The organism is Anaerocolumna jejuensis DSM 15929, from assembly GCF_900142215.1.
Classification (GTDB): Bacteria; Bacillota; Clostridia; order Lachnospirales; family Lachnospiraceae; genus Anaerocolumna; species Anaerocolumna jejuensis.
In genome coordinates, this window is the sequence record NZ_FRAC01000019.1 from 24,154 (window position 1) to 42,372 (window position 18,219).

Below are 18,219 nucleotides of genomic sequence, written 5' to 3' on the forward strand. Positions count from 1 at the left end.
TACTCGTTATGTCTTTAAAGTTTCAGTAAGACTTTTCCACTTTAATAGAGGTCGTTTCGTCATTAAAGTCACCAAGGCTGGCAGAATCCCCCAGCAGAACAACGGCATTTCCGCCATAATCGATGTCGCTGTACAGGGTAACCTTATAGCCATTAGGCACTCTTACAGAAGAAAGGGTATCATTGGAAAGTCCCCTGCTTTCCAGGTCATTCATATTATAGCTGCCTTCTGACAAAGTAATCGATTTACCTTCAAAATTGGCATCTGAGTAAAAGACCGGGGTTGAGGCTGCCTCTATTACGATGGATGAGGTTTTGTCATTAAAATCCGGAAGAGACGAAGTGTCCTCCGTTATGGTCTTTGACTGGCCGCCAAAGCCTATATTTTCATATAAAGTAACCTTTAATCCGGAGGTTATCTTTACTGATGAAATCTTATCATTTGGTATACCCAGGCTGGCTAAGTCTTCGGTATCATATCGTCCCGGCCTTAAGCTGACGGACCAGCCGCCGTAATTGGCGTCCTCATAAAAGGTTGCTCCATAGGTATTGTCATAGGTAAAGGGAAACTCATTTTTTGCTGCTTGATACTGGCTTTCATAGGTACTGTTCCATCCAAAAGCATTTGAAGCAAGGCTTTTTAAATCCGCACCGGCCGCTTTACTCATAAAATGGACATATTCTCCCATGTTCAGGCTTCTGGTATAATACCCGGAAGAATTCTTGGGGTAATACTGTGACAGGAGCTTGAAATAGTCAGACAGCACCTTACTGTTTCCATAACTGCTGTAAATAGGGTAATACCAGTTCTTGAACCATGCGGTTCCGCTTTGGGGAAAGCTGTCGGTCTTACTTATAAAGCTGTTATAAAGTCTGTCCGCATCGCTTGTCATTCCCAGGGCTTTATAAACATCATACTGGTATATTTCGCACCATTTGCTGTCTTTCCAGATATCAAAGGTGGGAGAACCCTTGGCCCCGTTTGTGGTGCTTTCCACTATATGGCCGATTTCATGTACGATGGCATCAATATTCCAGTTGGATTTACTGCTAAAATCACTTCCTCCTACATCAATCACATTCCGGTAATCATGACTGGAATCATAATAGTAGGCAGGATGCCCTCCGGGATATTTATTGTGAATTACTACATACAGCCTTCCTCCGCCGTTCATATCTCCATAGGTCTGCTTTGTATATTTCCATACATCGGTTACAAAGGGATAGATCCACTTGGCATTTCCGGCATTGATATCATTATCAAAATATACGGCTACATCATCATTATAGTATACAAGCTTCAACAGCTGATTGTGTTCAAACCAGTGTTCCTGCCAGGTAGAAGGCGGAACATCAGCCGCCTGAACCTTGCTGCCGGCCATCAGGCCAAAAAATATCATAAACGTAAAGGCTGCTATCAACACTCTTATTTTTTTATTCATATTTTCCTCTCATTCTGCCGCTTACAGCGGCACAAAATCTGAAAGAAGCTTGAAATGAGCACTTCTGCGCTTCTGCAATGCTGTACTCATTGTGAGGTTCTTTCAAAGTGATAATGTTTTCCTACCTTGCAACTACAGAATAATAATTGATCTGTCTCACTTTTACCTCCCTCGTATATTATTTTAATGACTTTTATTTCTTCTTATCTGACCGGAACAATATAACCTTAAAAACGTTTTCATTTCAGTATTTACTTTTACCTGTTTGTTTTTATTGCGTTAATGCGTCATTTTCTTTACATATTATGGGAATCCCAATTTCATTATACTCCAAGAATATATTCTGGCAATAGTACAATGCACCTATGTTAAATGGACCTGCAACTGCCTTTTTACTCTTTAAAGCCTGAGTTTATATGCTTATAAATCCTGTTTGTGGAATGACATCCCAATTATGGAACGTCTTTTCATTCCTCCATGCTGCAATTGCAGAAAGCCTTCTCCGCTTCCTTAAGAAAGGATATAACTCCAGAATACAAGCTCATCTGATTCTGCTTGTAATTTAAAAAATATGAAAACATGTGAACTAACAATAAAATGAAATTTCTCAACAAAAAAATGCGAACCCAGAAAGGTTCGCATACAGCATAAATTTTATAAGAAATCAAGAAATCCCCCGAAAGGCTTTGCTCCACCAATGTCCAATGCAATCACACTGGGCTGGCTTTCTTGTAAACAATATTTCCGATTTTTCCATCGATTCTGTCACAAGTATTTTCTAAATATTGCTTTGCCAAAAGATACTCTTTTTTATTGAACTCATACATTACCGGCTCATTCTTACCTTCCTGAATTTCCCTGCATATTTCCAGTAAATCATCCAGACAGGTTTTCTTAACATCATAGGGAGGATGAGCGGTATAAAATTTATCATACCTGTCCTCCAGCTTTTTTAGCTTTTTCAAGGCTTCATAATATTCTCCAACAGCAGCTGAATAGTCGAATACCAAAAGAGTTCTTGAATTGGCTGCATCACCGGTAAATAATAATCGATTTTCTTCATCCAGCAAAACAACAGAACCTTGGGTGTGTCCGGGAACCTTAATAATAGTAAGAGTCCGTCCGCCAAGGGGAAAGCTGTCACCTTCCTTCATAAAAGTAACTTTTGTTCTATCGTTAGGAAGGGCAACCTTTAAATGCATAAAAAACGGAGTTTTGTTATCTAACTGTCTCTGTACTTCCGGATAGCTTTCCTCAAATTCACTCCGCATATATTGGGCATCCTCTTTCGTAATAAATACTTCATCAAAAAGATAGGCTCCTCCAATATGATCAAAATGTAAATGAGTCAAGACCACATCATAAGGCTTCCTGCATATTTTATTCACAAAAGCCCTGATATCGCCTATTCCGCAACAGGTATCAATCAATAATGCCCGTTCTGTTCCCATCACAAGATAGCCGCTGACCCCTGTGATATCTGTAATCATTATTACGCCATGACCTAAGTCCTTACTTTTAAAAAGTTTATTATTAATCAGCTTTTCAAACATATCCCCGCCCCAATCTGAATTTAGTAAAGTATGTCTATTTCCGCCAGAAGGTTGAACATTCAGCCTTATCCGAAATATTAAATGCAATCATTTTTTCCAGCAACGAAAAATCCACCGGGCTATCCCAGGGGATGCGCACCAGCTCCTTCGTATGCTCATAACCTGCCTGTACAATCTCTGCTGAAAAATGATCAATCCCTGCCCTCTCCGGGGCAACAGCCATATGATGCCTGGCTGCACTAAAACCGATAATAAAGGTACCATGATCGGTAAACATAGGCTGATTCCAGGCAATTTTAGGAACTAAGCCGGGAAACTTCCCGATTATCCAGCCAAAGACCTCTTCGAACCGGGCCTTTTGCTGGGGGTTATCTATACGCGCTAAATATTCTGCAAAAACCTCCATGTTATTCCTCCTAAAGTGAGTAGACTTTTACCCCTTGCGGGAAGTCTTGCGGCTGGACTGATTTAGTGCAATGGCTGCATGGATAAGCGTTTTAAACGCCTCCTCATCCACCTCTTCTCCCTCATGGATGTCAATGGCCCTTCTTGCATTTCCATCCAGGCTTGAATTGAAAATATGGGAAGGGTCCTCCAGGGATGCTCCCTTGGCAAAAGTCAGCTTCACAATATTTTTATAAGTCTCTCCGGTACATATCATACCATCGTGGGACCAGACAGGGGTACCCCTCCATTTCCACTCCTCAACTACCTCCGGGTCGGCCTGCCTGATCAGGTTACGCACCTTCAACAGCATCTGACCCCGCCAGTCACCCAGCTCCTCAATTCTCTCATCAATTAATTGGGACGGGGATTTCGTATCATTCCCAGACTGCTCTTCCATCGTAAAACCCTCCTTCATTCAATTTTAATGTTGGTGAAGATAATGAAAATTTTCAAAGGTATTCTCTGTGATGTATTATTTACTTCTATATAATTTAATATTACCTGTATTTTCTACTTTGTTACAAAAACCGAATATTTCCAGCCTAATATAGAAATTAGTTACGAACTAATAACAGTTATAACAAGTGTTATTTCTCGGCATGTATCTTCTTAACAGAGAACATTACCGTCTCTATTTTATCATAGACCGACCTATTTGTCGTGAAAAATATATCAACCTTATAGTGGCCCTTTTTCCTTCTGAAAATTTTCCAGCAGCTCCTTTGCTTCCTCCGTCCAGGAAAGATAAGCCTCATACACTTTTTCTCCAAATAATACCGTTAAGTAATAATACAGATGATCCTCATCCTCCGAAAGTACCTGCTGGAGATTTTGTTTAAAAAACTGAATGGTTTTCTGATTTTCAAGATGCTTTTCACGATACAATTCAATGCGTTTCAAATTTTCCTCTACGGAAAGCATACTCCCAAAAAACAGCTTTAAAAGAATTTCGTACCGTGTATGGTCTTTTATTTCAGGGATTTTAAGCCACTCCGTTAAAGCAGTTCTTCCGCTCTCCGTAATGGAATATAGATTCCGTTCCGGCCCTTTATAAGTCTCCCCCGGCCTTTTCACAATCCTGCCGCTTTCTTCCAGGACTTTCAGGGTAGGATAGATCTGTCCGTAGCCCACCTCCCAAAAATGACTGATCATAAGGTCAATCTTCTTTTTAATATCGTATCCGCTCAAATCCTCATGCTCTAAAAGCCCTAAGATAATGTAAGCTGTCGTATTTTCCTTTGCCATATCAAGCCTCCTGATTTTATATAAAACCTCTCTTGACAAGACTATATCATTTTGATATAGTCTTGTCAAGAGAATACTGCAGTGATGCTACAGTGATACTGCTGTATGCCCTTCGACCATAATGCATATTATCATTTTGAAAGGAGCATAAAATTATGAAGCGCCAAAAATTACGAAGTTTTTTATTATTGTTATCGTTTTTACTGTTCCCTATTACCTTATTCTACTTTTCACCTTATTTAATTATTCAGGGAGGCACTGCTGGGATTATTACAGGAAGCTTCCTGACCTTTGCCGGTCTGTTTTTCTTTTCCCTTTTCTTTGGCCGTGCCTTCTGCGGATGGCTCTGTCCCGCAGGAGGCCTGCAGGAATGCTGCTTTACCGTAACTGATAAACCGATAAAAAACAAAAAGCTCAACCGGCTCAAATATGTTATCTGGGTCCTTTGGCTGCTGGGTATTGCCGCTGCCTTTTTTTCTGCAGGCGGTATTCATTCCATTGATTTCTTTTATATGACCGATCATGGAATTTCGGCTTCCAGCCTTCCCGGATTGGTGATCTATTTCGGCATTATCTCTCTGGTCGCAGTCCTGGCACTGACCCTTGGGAAACGCGGCATGTGCCACTCCATCTGCTGGATGGCACCCTTTATGGTACTTGGTGTCAAGGTTAAGGACCGGCTTCACCTTCCCTCCCTGCATTTAAGACCGGCTCCTGACAAATGCGTGAACTGCAGGCTCTGCACCAAAAAATGTCCCATGAGTCTGGAGGTACATACTATGGTTGCAGCAGGCAGCATGAAAAATACTGAATGCATCCTGTGCGGCGAATGTGCCGACAGCTGTCCTAAAAAGGCAATAACGCTGACCTTTAAATAATAGAAAAAGAGCAGAGTACGATTTCTTATACTCTGCTCTTGTAGGTTATGTAGGTTATACATACAGGTTGCCTTCGCTTAATGACATTGGTTTTGCAGCACGCCCTTACTAATCGTGGCAACCGACTACCCTTCTTATTTGCCTGCTAACGCATTACCAATCTGTGAAGAAATATTAGATAAAGAATCTTTCACTTCGTTTTGCTTCTTCTGGTAATACTTCTGGATATCCTCAGCACCGCCATCCTTTGCGTATTTAATCATATCAGCTACAATTGCCTGATAATCCGCATCGGACTTGGCCTGGATTGCCGCAAACTGCTGGTTAAAGAAATAATTGACAATGTTTGCGGAAGCCATTGCATAATCATCCGGTACCGCCCCGGAGGCATCAATCAGGTTAAAGGTAAATGTCGTATTTGCTCTGTTTAACCAGTTTTCATCCGTGAAGGATTTGGCACCGAAATATTCCATGGCTGATTTTTCATAAGGCTTAATGGAAAGCTGATTTGCAGCATCGGAAAGTCTTAAGTTTGCTGTAACATTGCCATATTTGCTTAAGGTCGTTGCATCGGAATACCCTTTGAAATGATGATACAGATTTGCGCCATATTGCTTATAGCCTTCGGAATCAAACTGCCCCATCTTAAGGTAATCATCGTTTCCGACCGGAACACCGTCATCACCCATCTTCCAGGCCAGACCTTCCGGACCGTTTTCCATAATCAGAGAGCCTTCCTGGCTGGATATCCAGGTAAGAAGCTCTATTGCCTTTTCTATGTTTTTGCACTTTGAAGAAATAACATAGGTACAGCTTGTACCATAGTCCCAGTAACCGCCCGAATAGGTATCGGCGTAATCGGAAGGTGCTTTAAAGTGAACAAAGCCTGCATTTTCATCCTTTAAGTTCGTAGTGATAATGTTGTTCTTCTGATCGGTTAACCAACCGGCCGGGCAATAGAGGAAGGAACCGTTTTCCATTTCCGTATTATACTGATCCCATTTCATTGTCCATGCATCCGGATCTATAATTCCTAAATTATATGCCTTATTCATAAATTTCAGGTATTCATAATAAGGTGATTTCTCATCGGCATAATAGTTAACATCCGAAATCTTGTCTTCGTTATGATACTGTATTGCTGCGGATGACTGGGAAATCATCTGCTGGTATCCGTAAATCAAAGGCCAGTCTCCCCAACCCTGTGCTTCACCAAACCAACCGCTGATTGCATATGGCTTGTCACCGTTTACATCCACAGGTGCAGCATCCTGCATCTTCTTTAAGACATCTGCCAATTCGTCAAAGTTCTTAAATTCAGGCTTCCCTGCCGCCTCAAAGGCATCCCATCTGAGTGCAATGGTATCCACAAGTCCCTTGGCATAATTGGATTCACCGAAATACATGGGGAAACCGTAAGCTTTTCCGTCCGGACTTACAAAGTTCCTATGATAATCCATTTCTGCCTTCAATACCGGGTCGGAATTGTAATCCTTGAAAAGATCCGGGTAATCATCAAGGCAGGCTACGGCACCTGCGTCCACTAATTTTTTAAGTGTACCGGCATAACCGGTAGCCGCATCTTTTACAAGGAGAAACACATCCGGAAGGGAATCTGATGCAAGCTGTGTCGGAAACTGCTCGTTCCAGGTGTTTCCGGAGCAGTCGCTGATTACATCAAACTGCACGCCAAAACGGTCTCTGATATAATTGGAAACAGGGTCTGTTTTTATCGAATTACTTTCTACTGATTCCAGGAATATGGCACCTGTTAAGGTAGCAACTTCACCGGAGGCCTTGCTGTCATCCGGGGCCTTTGTGGCTTCCTTTGTAACATCACCGGAAACTTCTTTATTTGCTGTGCCATTGGAATTCTTACCACAACCGCCAAACAGGGACATTACCATTACCAGACTCAGCAAAACTGCTAAAATTTTGTTGCTCTTCTTCATAAAACTTTTCCTCCAATCCATTATGAATATAGTTTTCATTTATAAAAAAGCATTTCCCCCAAGGACCGGGCAGCCTTTCTATCACCCCTTAACAGCACCAAGCATAATTCCTTTGACAAAGTACTTCTGCATTGCCGGATATACGATAATAATCGGTATCATTGTTACCATTGTAATTGTAATACGAATTGATGTGGGATTTGAGCCCAGGGTTGCCGCTGCACTGGCTGCTGTGTTACCCGTCATCTGAGATGCCTTTGTCAGGTATAAATACAACAGATACTGTACTGTCTGCAGCGTACTCTTATTTATCAGCATGAAGTTATCATACCATTGGTTCCACTGGTTCACCGCTGAAAATACCGCAACGGACGCGAGCACCGGTTTAGACAGCGGAAGCATTACTCTCGCATAAACGGTAAGGATACCGGCTCCGTCCATTTCAGCCGACTCCTGAAGCTCTGCCGGTACAGACTCAAAATAGGTCTTTAACAGGATTACAAAAAAAGCGGTAATTGCAGAAGGAATAATATACAGCAGAAAATTATTGTTAAGATGGTACATTTTCATTGTAATGAACCAGGGAATAACACCCGCGTTAATATACATGGATATTACAATGAAGCGATACAATGCTTTTCTGCAGGGAAGGCATTGCTGTGAAACAATAAATGCAACAAAGCTGCAGCAGAAAAGGGTTAACACAGTTCCCAGCACCGTTCGGAGTATGGATATCTTAAACGCCGGAAACAGGTTGCTGACTTCGTTGAACAAGGAAGTGTAATTATATGTTGTCAGCTGCTTTGGGATTAAATATATTCCTTTTGCGATTGCCTTTGGGTCGCTGATTGAGTTTACGAGAAAAAACCAAATCGGATAAAAACATATAGCGGTAAACAGGAGAAGGAGGGTTACATTTAAAACGTCAAATACGACTTCTCCTTTTGTTCTTTTCATGTGCCTTTTGTGCATATTCCTTTCTCCTCTTATCTTATATAATAGATTCTCCACGGACTTTTTTAGCAATACCGTTTGTCAAAAACAGTAATACTACGCTGATAACAGATTTCATAACGCTGACAGCCGTTGAATAAGAATAATTTCCAAGTTGTATACCCATTCGATAGGTGTATGTATCGATTACCTCCAGCTTGCTTTGTGTAAAGGAGGTCTGGAAAATCCAGAACTGCTCAAAACCATTGTTTAATAAGTTTCCTACCTGAAGAAGGAACATGACCAGAAAGGTAGGCAGAAGAAGGGGAACCGTAATATGTACAATCCTCTTCCATTTCCCCGCTCCGTCAAGCTCTGCGGCTTCATAGTAGTCCTGACTGATACCGCTGATGGAGGCAAGGTAAATGATTGCCGTATAACCCATGGTCTTATAAAGGCCAAGCATTGTCTGGATAAGATATGCATGCTTTCTGTCGCCAAGCATCGAATAGGCATCTCCGCCAAAGCTTGTCAATAATGTATTCAGTGCACTGTCAGAAGCGGAGCATATCATGTATACGACGGAATATAACAGGACCCAGGATATAAAGTTGGGAAATGAGGTTACGGTCTGGATTACCCTCTGCAGTTTGCTGTTACGAAGCTGTGATATCATAATCGCCAGAATCATCGGCAGCGGTGTGCAGATTAATGCTAAGGAACTGTAAGCCAGTGTATTTTTAAAGGCATTAAAGAAACCGCCTCCGTCTTTTGTTATCAGCATAAAGGATTTTAGTCCGATAAAATGCAGATTACTCAATTTCTTTCCCGGTACATAATCCGTTATAGAGTAAATCCACCCAAACAGCGGTACATAATAAATACTGAATACCAAAATCAGAAATGGCATAATCAACAGCAGTAATTTTATTTTCTTTTTCGTCTTTTGATTCATATTGATTTCCAACCTTTTCCCTCCACATTGTTAGTTTTTACTAATTATCTTCAGATATCTTTCGCTTATATGTATATTTTTACATCATTTCATGATGGATTTCTAACCAAAACAATGAATAAACTATGCAATTTCGACCATATTGTAATTATCTGTTTCTGTTTTGGCCAGAAGCTCCTGCCGAAAACTCTGATACAGTCATTGTTATATCCATTCTTGTTCCCCCAAACGACCCTCTCTTTCTATTTTCTGCACTATCCTTTGTTCTTCACTATTCTTTGTTCATTCGCCTGCCACCCGCTGAGCGGCTGATTAATAAATTCTGATTAATTTTAAAATTAAGCTCTGATTAAATATCTGATTAATCTTTAGTATATCATATGATTATTGGAACATCATTCTTTTAACTTGCCAATAAATTATCATTTCTTGCTCTTTTAAATTGTCGGTTCTAAGATGCAATATTACTCTTTGCGAGCTCCGGCTCCGGTTTCTCAGGCTGCATTCTTCCGGTGCATAGCAAATACATGCTGTCATGGGTATATTTCACTCCCTCAATGAATTCTTCATAGGGCCGGTTACAGACATCCAGCAGACCAATCTGATAATTCTCTCCGTCCATTCTTCCCATACAATGCTGATCATAAAGCTGAAACCAGTGTGCACCGATGCAGTACCGGTTCTGTGTGCAGGCTTCAATATACCTCTGGTATGCCATTGCCCTGTCCTTTTGTGATGCAACTCCGACAATTCCGGTGCTTCCGAGCCCCTTATCAATAGAGCCGAAATGAAATTCCCCAATCAATACCGGCATCTTTGTCAGGCTGGTCACCTCTTGCAGAACCTGACCAGGGTCGACCTTATAGCAATTAATTGAAAAAACATCCATGTATTCCTTGCCGGCACACTGATTTGGATATAGAATAAATGCATAGCGCATCCCAAGATTCAGGTGGTTCGGATCTACTTTTTTAAGAGCTAAGGCCGGTACTTTAACATACTGCTTTATCATCTCGTAGGAAAATGCGGTAAGATGCTTTTTGGCAGCCGGAGACACCAATACTTCCACTGCAACAGGATTTTTGAAATCTTCAAAGGAGTCTAAGGCCATGCCCCATTCCTTGTTTAATTCTTCTATTCCGGAATATTGCTGCTTCAGATAATCGATAAATCGTTCCTTTGTCTTCAGTGTCCGGCATGGATATTTCAGCAGCTCGGCTGCTATTTCAAGCTCTTCGGCAAAAGCCCATTCCGGTTCATTCCGCATAAAATACCCAATTACGAACCTGTCTTCCCTGTAATTTTCCAGCTGCTTTGCATACCTTGCAGCATTTTCCTCGTATTCCTCCGAGAACACGTCCGGAAAATCCCTGTATATCAGCTGTTTTGTGCCCGGAAAGTCCTTTAAATGGCAGACATAAGGAATATTGACCTCTCCCATAGCCGGAAGCTTTGAAAAATTTCCGATGGTATTAAAACCCCACTGCTTTAGGAAAGAGGTAATAATATTCTTCCAGACTTCTTCCCATTCCGTTCCAAAGGCTCTGATTAAATTCAGCTTGAGGAAATTGACCTGATCCATGCCTCCAAAGCTTTCCCAGGCATCCCCGAATACCCCGTTCCTCTCCGGCAGCCAGGAAAAATAATTCTCTATTTGCTCCACCGGACAATTTATCTCCGGACTGACTACATCTACTCCGGTTGAAAAGAACCCATAACCCTCCGGATCTTTGAGGAGAAATTTCCCCTTGTATTCCTCAAGGGCAAAATAACCGCTTTTTTCAAAACGAAGCCCCGGCCAGCCGCCATAGCTGTGTTCCTCCTGGTTTCCGGCTGCCTTTTCCCGTATTGCATCCTTTTGCTGATTCCGAAGGCCTGCAATCATTTCATCCATGCCTTTTGTCTTCCCTTCCCACTCCCTCTGCATCCACTGGCCCAATTCATCCACCAGTTTTACAGGTTCCAGCTTTATTTCCGGCATTTTATCACTGAAATGGAGCTCTCCGAAGGCAACCTCCTGTTCCGACCAGTATTCCCGCAGCCCAACGGCAAATTTGCTGATTTTCTCCTTTGATACCGAACTTCCGGCCACAAAGCCGCGGAGCCTGCCGGGTGTCCTTGCAAGAAAAATATTCTGGGCATCCAGCGCTGTTAAGGGAACAACAAGGCAGGTAGAAGTCTGAGGCAGACAGGATAATCGAACGGTAAGGTCCGGCTCCCTGGTATCATTTCCCTCCTGCCAGAATTCAAATTGAATTACCGGAGACGAATAGGGTGCTTTTCTTGCCGTAATATCCAGGTAAATATAATCTGCGCCTTTAAAGTACTCTACGATATCCTCCTGTACATAGGATGCTCTTGCACCCTCCAGTGCTTCGCATTTCAGGACAGACAGACTCTCTTCCGGCACCACGGTTCCATATTCTATTTGCAGAGCTTCCGTTTTTAAAATCTTTTCCATGCTAACCTCCATGTGACGCAAATAGTACGCACTTTCAAAATGGAAAATACAACATACTTTCCCAACTAACTCCTCTGCCTATCGCATCCGTTCTCCGACCGAATTGTAACTTTAATAGAAACTATTAGGTGTTTGGTTATTCAAGCTGTAAAATTTTATTTTCATAGGACTCAAGAGAAATTGCCCTGTTTCCAAGTCCGGTCTTAATAATTGTATTCTGCCTGGTATCACTGTTATTAAGTACCACCAGTGTATTGCTTTCCGGATAATATGCACATTCCGTAAGAGGATTGTCGGTCAGGTAGCTGCCTGCAAGGTCCTCTTTACCTCCAAATAATATCAGGTTCAGCAGCATCCTGGTATTTACGGGATTAACCTCAAAGGAAGAAAGATAAATACCGCTGCCATCTCCGAATTTATGAACCGTTAGGGCAGGCATTTCGTTTTCTTCGGCAAGAACCCTTGCTTTCCCGTCTGTCAAATAAAGATTATTTCTGGCTTTTATAAAGCAGTGTTCCGGAAGGAGTCCTTTTTCTTCCGTTACCGTATAGGTCCACTTTCCATGGCATACCCTGGCACCGGTATCTTCATCAATTCCGAGTACATGAGCCATACGGAAATAAGTATCGTACCCTTCTACAGCGGAAGGCTCATTCACACCAATAAAAGCACCGCCTTCCCAGACCCATTTCGTCAGTAATTCAACCACCTCATCATCCTTCCATCCGTCCCCGCCGCTCCATGCGGAACCAGCATATCCGGCATTTATTACAACATCCGCTTCCTTCAAGGCACCCTGCTTTATATCTTCAAAGCTGATAAACCTCACATCAAGGGGAAGTCCCGACAGGGCCTCATTGATATGTATCAGATCATGCATGTAGGTTTCATGAAAATGTCCTGACAGGGTCCAGGAGCGGAGCCTGCCCCAGCTGTGAAGCACCGCTACCTTTGTTTTCGCCCGGTAAGGAAGTCCTGCACGGTGTAAATTCTTGATTATCCTGAAATCCTTTGCTGCCTCTTCCATAAAATCCACAAAATCAGGAAAATTCTCCACCAGGTGAAGGTATCCTCCCAGACCGATACGTTCAATCGGCTCCCAAAGCAACGCTCTTCGGACGTTTATCCAATATTTTCTGGCATCGGCAGCAGGATCTCCGCCTTCCATAAAGGTAGGCATTCCGCCAAGTCCAATAGGAAAAAGATAGGGATGCAGTCTTAATTCATGGGTTTCTACCTCCGCACCCGCGCACAGCCTGACTTCATAACCGGAAAAGACACATTTTATCAGGCCATCAAAACCAAATTCTTTGAATCTCCCGTTATATGGTTCAATACCGATCCAGCTGTCATCATAAAATACATACGCCAGCTTTCCGTAGCTGTGGACAAGCTCAATCAGCTTTTTTCCAAAATCAATTACAAAGTCATTGATAAACTCCATCCAATCTTTTTTTCTGCTATCACAGGGCATATGGGAAACATTCCGTTTTCCTTTGTTAACAAAGTCTTCCGCTGTCATCCGGTATCCGTATTTTTTCTCAAATTCCTCCAGTGCCAAAGGGCTTATTGTGAAATCATAGGAGCCCCAATCGGTAAACAGATACCGGTTTCTTTCATCGCTGCCCCATATCCATACGAAATTGTAGAACATGGAAGTAAACCGAACCACATTGGCCGCCTTGTGCTCCCTGCACCAGTTATCCAGCCAGTGCAGCATATATTCCTGGGTTTCCCTGTGAATTGGGTCAATCTGCATTAAATGCTCTTTATTCCAGTGATTTGTTGTATGATTATACATGGATATCTCTTCCCAGATACGATAGGCAATAAAGCTTACCGAATATTTGTGCCAGGGAATGATATCCCGGATAGTAACACTTTCACTTTCTTTCTCATATACCCATTTTTCTGCCGGAACCTCCGCCTGCATTGTCCGGTCATAGACCTGCCAGTATTTTACGGCTGCTTCCGAAGCATTGATTTCAAACTGCTCCCGAAAGAAATTTTCCATTAACCCTATGGTAAGGCAATTTGCTACCGCGGTTTTCGGGGAAGTCATTAAAAATGTCTGCTGCAGTTTATCCTTATGCCTGGACGCCCAGGCATTGTGCTCCCGGATGATGCAAATGGTTGAATATATACGGTATCCGGCATTCACAATCTCCTCTGACAGTTCTGTTCCGTCACTGTCACGGATTACGTCAGCTCCCCATTTTTGAGCCAGCTTTAAGGTCAGGTCTTCAAAGCCTGCTTCCCCCGGCAGCGTAAAGCTGCCCCAGTTCCTGCTATCATCTGTCATCCATCTTTCCCCCAAATTTCTTTTTCATTAGAAAGCTTATCCTTCTTTCCCTTCATATTAAACAATCCCCTCCCTGGAATCTAATCATTATAACGATATTATTGTGCATTTTCAATCATATTTGCTCTCAACAGCCATAATAATCTACTATTTTATGTATATTTTCCGTTCTTTTACAGCAAAATTGCACAAAAATTAGTCTTTATAAGCTTGAAATTGTAATATGGTATTAGTATAATGATTATACGAAGGAATGTTTAGGAAAGGAGATTGTTATGTCAAAGCGCAAAAGACCTATCATAGAATACCGTCATTACAGCCTTCCATTAAATTTTCCAATTATCTTGTTAAGCGGCGACCGATGGAGAATATCAGAAAAAAAGAGCGGGAGACTTCATTTTCATAACTGCCTGGAAATCGGAATTTGTCATTCAGACGGAGGAATCATGGAATTTGAAGATATTTCCCTGCCCTTTCAAGAGGGTGACATAACCTGTGTTCCCAAACATCTTCCCCATACCACTTACAGTTCACCGGGTACGGCAAGCCTCTGGACTTATATTTTTGTTGATCCGGAGGAATTGTTTCGAAATATGGTGGGAAGTCAGTCCAACAACTTTGACAAACCAATGTCAGACATTCGCAGTTACCATCTTATTATGAGCAGGGAGGATTATCCGAAGGTATATTATCTGGCCTCTGCCATTGCTGAGGAACTAAAAAGCCAGAAGACCTGCTACCAGAATAGTGTAAGGGGCCTGATGCTTTCCTTGTATGTAGAGTTACTGCGGATTCATACTTCAGAAAATTCTAAAAATAATGTTGAAATCAGCATGAACCAGGATGTAGAAAATATCCTCGTAATTTCAGCCGCCCTGGAACATATCCATAAGAACTACATGGAGCCGATCAATATCGGTGATTTGGCTGATATAAGCCATCTGAGCGTCAGCCATTTCAGAAGGATCTTTCATGAAATAATGGGAACTGCCCCATTAAATTATTTAAACAGCACAAGGATTGATGCCGCCTGCTGGCTGCTGCGCAGTACGGAGGATTCCATTCTGACCGTATCGGAGAAGGTCGGTTTTCATTCTATCTCAAGCTTTGACCGCTGTTTTGTAAAGCTGATGAAAACCTCCCCGAATATCTGGAGAAAGCAGGCAGTTCTCTCCGATACAAATTCTCCGAAAGCAGCCATCCTTGAATTTACCGGATGGGTTTAGGCCTCCCACACCTGACAGGTAGGATATATTAGAGGAATTTTTTCAATTCATTCACGGAAAGTGTGAGAGAGGGCTTAAATTTCTCCGAAGTCATATATTTAACAATACTGCGGTAAAGGGCTCTGGCCTCCGGATAACCCTGCTTTTCCAAAAGACCCATGCTGCTTACCATCAGCCTTCCCCCACCAGTTTTGCATTCGAAGAGAAATGCCATGTTCCGCAGCTTTGCATAGCAGTCTATAACAGTTATAAGCGGCTCCAGGTTACCCGGAACAAACATTGCCCTTCCTCCTGACATGGGCCACCATTGCCAGTTTGAATAAAATTCGGTGGGGAAGTCAGAGAATACCGGGTGAGCCGGGTCCATCAGGCATCCCATACAGCCCTCCTGCACCGGAAATGTTCCGACCGACCAGAAATCCGTTGTAAACTGGCCCTGGGCAGAGGCGGGAAAATGTTCTTTATCCGCCTTTGGAGTATAAAATACGGTTTTTCCTTCCTCCAGAGCATCTACAGCCTCCGTAAAAGTTTTCGCAATCACAATATCCTCCCCGGCTTCTGCTTCTTCTTCCGGATAAACCCATACCGGATATTCATTGTAAAATTCACCGATTCGGACCGACAACAGGCACTTTTTGGCTGTTTTAATCCCATGAAGCGGAATCGACAGTTTTCCAAGGGAAGTAAGAGTCCCTGTCTGGCAATTGACTGCCGGAAATACTTCCCTGAAATATTCTTTCTCACCGTCATGCAGCTCACAAACTGCCGGGGACTGAATAGTTTCCTTACCGTAATTAGCGACTTCAATATCAGCCAGCAGCTCTTCTCCGTTGGTATAGGTATATTTATCCATCAGAACCAGAGGTAAGGTACCTGTAAAAAAAGCTCTGAAATTCTCCGGTTTTGCAAAGGCAAAGGGTTTCGGTTCCAAATGGGAATTCAGCATTCCAATCAGGGCAGTGCCCTGCCCCGGGAAATCCTGCAGCCCCAGAAGAGAGATTCCTGATAGTTCTTTCGTACGCAGCACCGCTTCAATTTCTTCCCGATAAGCTATTCTGGCTAATTCCCCGGTTGCCTCCACACGCCTTTTCCAACTGGAAAGCATACCGCGTTTTTCTGCCTCTTCCTTTACCAGCATCAGATTTTTTGCACAGGTAACACCCTGAAAGGCTTCCAGTTCATCAAAGTCCGGAAGACTCTCGTACTGCCCCACTTCAAAGCTAAAAACAGGTCCCTTGTAATTTTTTCGGAGACACTCCATTACCTTATCAAAATTCCTTCTGGTATTCGGGTAGCCTTCATTGATATAGCCGGTCATTCCGTAACAGGTTCCGCGGATCTGTTTTTCATAAAAATTAGAAGAAGTATAAAAATCACTGTTATTGTCCGCCCCTTCCATCCCATAGTGGACATTGGAACCACAGGCATACAGTCTTGTGGAGTCTTTTGCTTTTGCAAGTAGAAGCATTCCATCCATTCTCCTGTGACCGGTTTCTCCCGCCTGCAGTTCATTTCCGAAGGTCAGCATGACAAAGGACGGGTGGTTTGCATAATAATACAGAATCTGCATCAGCTCCAGTAAATAATAATCTCTGCTGTTTTCCTCCTCGAAGGCTGTTTTATAATCCCAGTGGGACAGCTCCGGCTGCAGCAGCATTCCTGTTCTGTCCGCTGCTGCAAAGGCTGCCTCCGGGGGACAGTGGGAATGGAACCGCAGACAGTTGACTCCATAAGCCTTATACCGGTTCAGAATCGCCTCCCATTCCTCGACAGCAAGGGGCATATGCCCTGTTTCCGGAAAAACACAGCAATTTGCTTCGCTTCTTAAGAATATGGCTCTTCCGTTTAGCGCAAGGCGGCCCCTGCCGTCGTCCTCAAAATCACGGACACCAAAGGTGGCTGCTTTCTCTTCCAGCCCCTCTGCAGCTGCACTTAGTTCATATAAGTTCCCTTCGTATTCATCCCAGCGCCTGATATCATCCTTTAGGGGCAAGGCGTCAAATACAATGGTGTGAAGGCCCGCCGGCACAGATATTTCCTTCCGTGCCTTCTCCTTTAGAGCATCACTGGCAAGTATAAGTACTCCGTGATATGCTTCTGTACCGTCTATATCCACCTGCACGGATAATAGGTTCTTTTTTGGATAGACCCGGATGCCTCCAATAAATACCTTCTTCTCCCTCCGAAGTCTTAGGAATCCCAAAATTCCGTTCCAGTTTGTCTGTGTTTCATCGGTAGCCGCGGAAGAATATACGATTGCCTCACGGGGCCAGCCCTGGTAGGAATTGTCGCAGATCATTTCGATGCGGTTATTTTCCAGTAATCTGCCGGTCACTTCAAACAAACAGGGTGTTGACAAGGTTCCTTCTCTGCAGGGTTCCACCCTGCTGCCGTTAAGAACCAGGGCAAGCTTTCTGGTTCTTTCCGCTTCCAGAAAGATTCTCTCCTCTGCCAGACCCTCACCTGCTTCCCAGGGTAAAGCTCTGGAATATACAGCCTTACCTTCATAGGTATATTTTCTGGTAAGCCTGGTGGCAATGATATCCGGCCTGTTAAGGAGAATATTCTCCTGCTCCCTTCCTCCTTCTACCTCCATGGGCCTCCAGGTATTTAAACTGCTGTCCGGATGTCCGATATGGTTTTCATCCAAAGTTCCGGGCAAAAAGACAGGATATTGCCCGCCATCTTCCAGTGTGACCTGCCATTCTCCGCCAATATCTGTAATATTCATATTAATAACCATGCCTTTCTCACAGCCTGCAAACTTTGAGCCGCAGGCACAAATATGCGTGTGAAAATTGCTTTTTAATTTTCACACTAACCCCT

Annotated in this window: 13 protein-coding genes; 2 read left to right on the plus strand and 11 right to left on the minus strand. The window is 43.0% G+C overall.

Going from position 1 to position 18,219, the window contains the following annotated elements:
• Positions 1-22 precede the first annotated feature (22 nt).
• From BUB77_RS17825 to BUB77_RS17850, 5 genes are all read right to left on the minus strand, one after another.
• Positions 23-1,441, minus strand: coding sequence for a beta/gamma crystallin-related protein (locus BUB77_RS17825; RefSeq protein ID WP_073278198.1), 1,419 nt, complete (start codon positions 1,439-1,441; stop codon positions 23-25).
• Between the two features lie 710 nt (positions 1,442-2,151).
• A complete protein-coding gene (locus tag BUB77_RS17835) occupies positions 2,152-2,994 on the minus strand; it encodes an MBL fold metallo-hydrolase (RefSeq protein WP_073278200.1) in 843 nt (280 codons plus the stop codon).
• Positions 2,995-3,028: 34 nt separating this feature from the next.
• Complete coding sequence (locus BUB77_RS17840; protein WP_073278201.1) at positions 3,029-3,400, minus strand: iron chaperone; 372 nt, start codon at positions 3,398-3,400, stop codon at positions 3,029-3,031.
• A gap of 27 nt (positions 3,401-3,427) precedes the next feature.
• Positions 3,428-3,838, minus strand: coding sequence for a DUF1801 domain-containing protein (locus BUB77_RS17845; protein WP_207650847.1), 411 nt, complete (start codon positions 3,836-3,838; stop codon positions 3,428-3,430).
• 281 nt (positions 3,839-4,119) lie between these two features.
• On the minus strand, positions 4,120-4,686 hold the full coding sequence (locus tag BUB77_RS17850) for a PadR family transcriptional regulator (protein ID WP_073278203.1): 567 nt from the start codon (positions 4,684-4,686) through the stop codon (positions 4,120-4,122).
• A gap of 155 nt (positions 4,687-4,841) precedes the next feature.
• On the opposite strand from BUB77_RS17850, the gene BUB77_RS17855 reads away from it, so the two are divergent.
• On the plus strand, positions 4,842-5,564 hold the full coding sequence (locus BUB77_RS17855; protein WP_073278204.1) for a 4Fe-4S binding protein: 723 nt from the start codon (positions 4,842-4,844) through the stop codon (positions 5,562-5,564).
• Positions 5,565-5,698: 134 nt separating this feature from the next.
• Here the strand turns inward: BUB77_RS17855 and BUB77_RS17860 are convergent, their stop codons facing one another.
• From BUB77_RS17860 to gnpA, 5 genes are all read right to left on the minus strand, one after another.
• Complete coding sequence (locus BUB77_RS17860; protein WP_073278205.1) at positions 5,699-7,516, minus strand: type 2 periplasmic-binding domain-containing protein; 1,818 nt, start codon at positions 7,514-7,516, stop codon at positions 5,699-5,701.
• A gap of 81 nt (positions 7,517-7,597) precedes the next feature.
• Complete coding sequence (locus BUB77_RS17865) at positions 7,598-8,488, minus strand: carbohydrate ABC transporter permease (RefSeq protein ID WP_073278206.1); 891 nt, start codon at positions 8,486-8,488, stop codon at positions 7,598-7,600.
• 19 nt (positions 8,489-8,507) lie between these two features.
• Positions 8,508-9,416, minus strand: a complete 909-nt coding sequence (locus tag BUB77_RS17870; protein ID WP_084124411.1) for an ABC transporter permease subunit — start codon at positions 9,414-9,416, stop codon at positions 8,508-8,510.
• Between the two features lie 439 nt (positions 9,417-9,855).
• A complete protein-coding gene (locus BUB77_RS17875; protein WP_073278207.1) occupies positions 9,856-11,865 on the minus strand; it encodes a beta-galactosidase in 2,010 nt (669 codons plus the stop codon).
• A gap of 136 nt (positions 11,866-12,001) precedes the next feature.
• On the minus strand, positions 12,002-14,167 hold the full coding sequence (gene gnpA, locus BUB77_RS17880; protein WP_073278208.1) for a 1,3-beta-galactosyl-N-acetylhexosamine phosphorylase: 2,166 nt from the start codon (positions 14,165-14,167) through the stop codon (positions 12,002-12,004).
• Positions 14,168-14,442: 275 nt separating this feature from the next.
• Between gnpA and BUB77_RS17885 the strand changes: the two genes are divergently transcribed.
• A complete protein-coding gene (locus BUB77_RS17885; RefSeq protein ID WP_073278209.1) occupies positions 14,443-15,393 on the plus strand; it encodes a helix-turn-helix domain-containing protein in 951 nt (316 codons plus the stop codon).
• A gap of 28 nt (positions 15,394-15,421) precedes the next feature.
• Here BUB77_RS17885 and BUB77_RS17890 read toward each other — a convergent pair whose 3' ends face one another.
• Positions 15,422-18,136 carry a glycoside hydrolase family 2 protein gene (locus BUB77_RS17890; protein WP_073278210.1) on the minus strand — a complete coding sequence of 905 codons (2,715 nt, stop codon included), beginning with the start codon at positions 18,134-18,136 and terminating at the stop codon, positions 15,422-15,424.
• Positions 18,137-18,219 lie beyond the last annotated feature (83 nt).

Bases quoted from the DNA above. Each gene is read 5' to 3' on its own strand.
- BUB77_RS17825 (WP_073278198.1), bottom strand. From the start codon at position 1,441: ATGAATAAAAAAATAAGAGTGTTGATAGCAGCCTTTACGTTTATGATA.
- BUB77_RS17835 (WP_073278200.1), bottom strand. From the start codon at position 2,994: ATGTTTGAAAAGCTGATTAATAATAAACTTTTTAAAAGTAAGGACTTA.
- BUB77_RS17840 (WP_073278201.1), bottom strand. From the start codon at position 3,400: ATGGAGGTTTTTGCAGAATATTTAGCGCGTATAGATAACCCCCAGCAA.
- BUB77_RS17845 (WP_207650847.1), bottom strand. From the start codon at position 3,838: ATGGAAGAGCAGTCTGGGAATGATACGAAATCCCCGTCCCAATTAATT.
- BUB77_RS17850 (WP_073278203.1), bottom strand. From the start codon at position 4,686: ATGGCAAAGGAAAATACGACAGCTTACATTATCTTAGGGCTTTTAGAG.
- BUB77_RS17855 (WP_073278204.1), top strand. From the start codon at position 4,842: ATGAAGCGCCAAAAATTACGAAGTTTTTTATTATTGTTATCGTTTTTA.
- BUB77_RS17860 (WP_073278205.1), bottom strand. From the start codon at position 7,516: ATGAAGAAGAGCAACAAAATTTTAGCAGTTTTGCTGAGTCTGGTAATG.
- BUB77_RS17865 (WP_073278206.1), bottom strand. From the start codon at position 8,488: ATGCACAAAAGGCACATGAAAAGAACAAAAGGAGAAGTCGTATTTGAC.
- BUB77_RS17875 (WP_073278207.1), bottom strand. From the start codon at position 11,865: ATGGAAAAGATTTTAAAAACGGAAGCTCTGCAAATAGAATATGGAACC.
- gnpA (WP_073278208.1), bottom strand. From the start codon at position 14,167: ATGACAGATGATAGCAGGAACTGGGGCAGCTTTACGCTGCCGGGGGAA.
- BUB77_RS17885 (WP_073278209.1), top strand. From the start codon at position 14,443: ATGTCAAAGCGCAAAAGACCTATCATAGAATACCGTCATTACAGCCTT.
- BUB77_RS17890 (WP_073278210.1), bottom strand. From the start codon at position 18,136: ATGGTTATTAATATGAATATTACAGATATTGGCGGAGAATGGCAGGTC.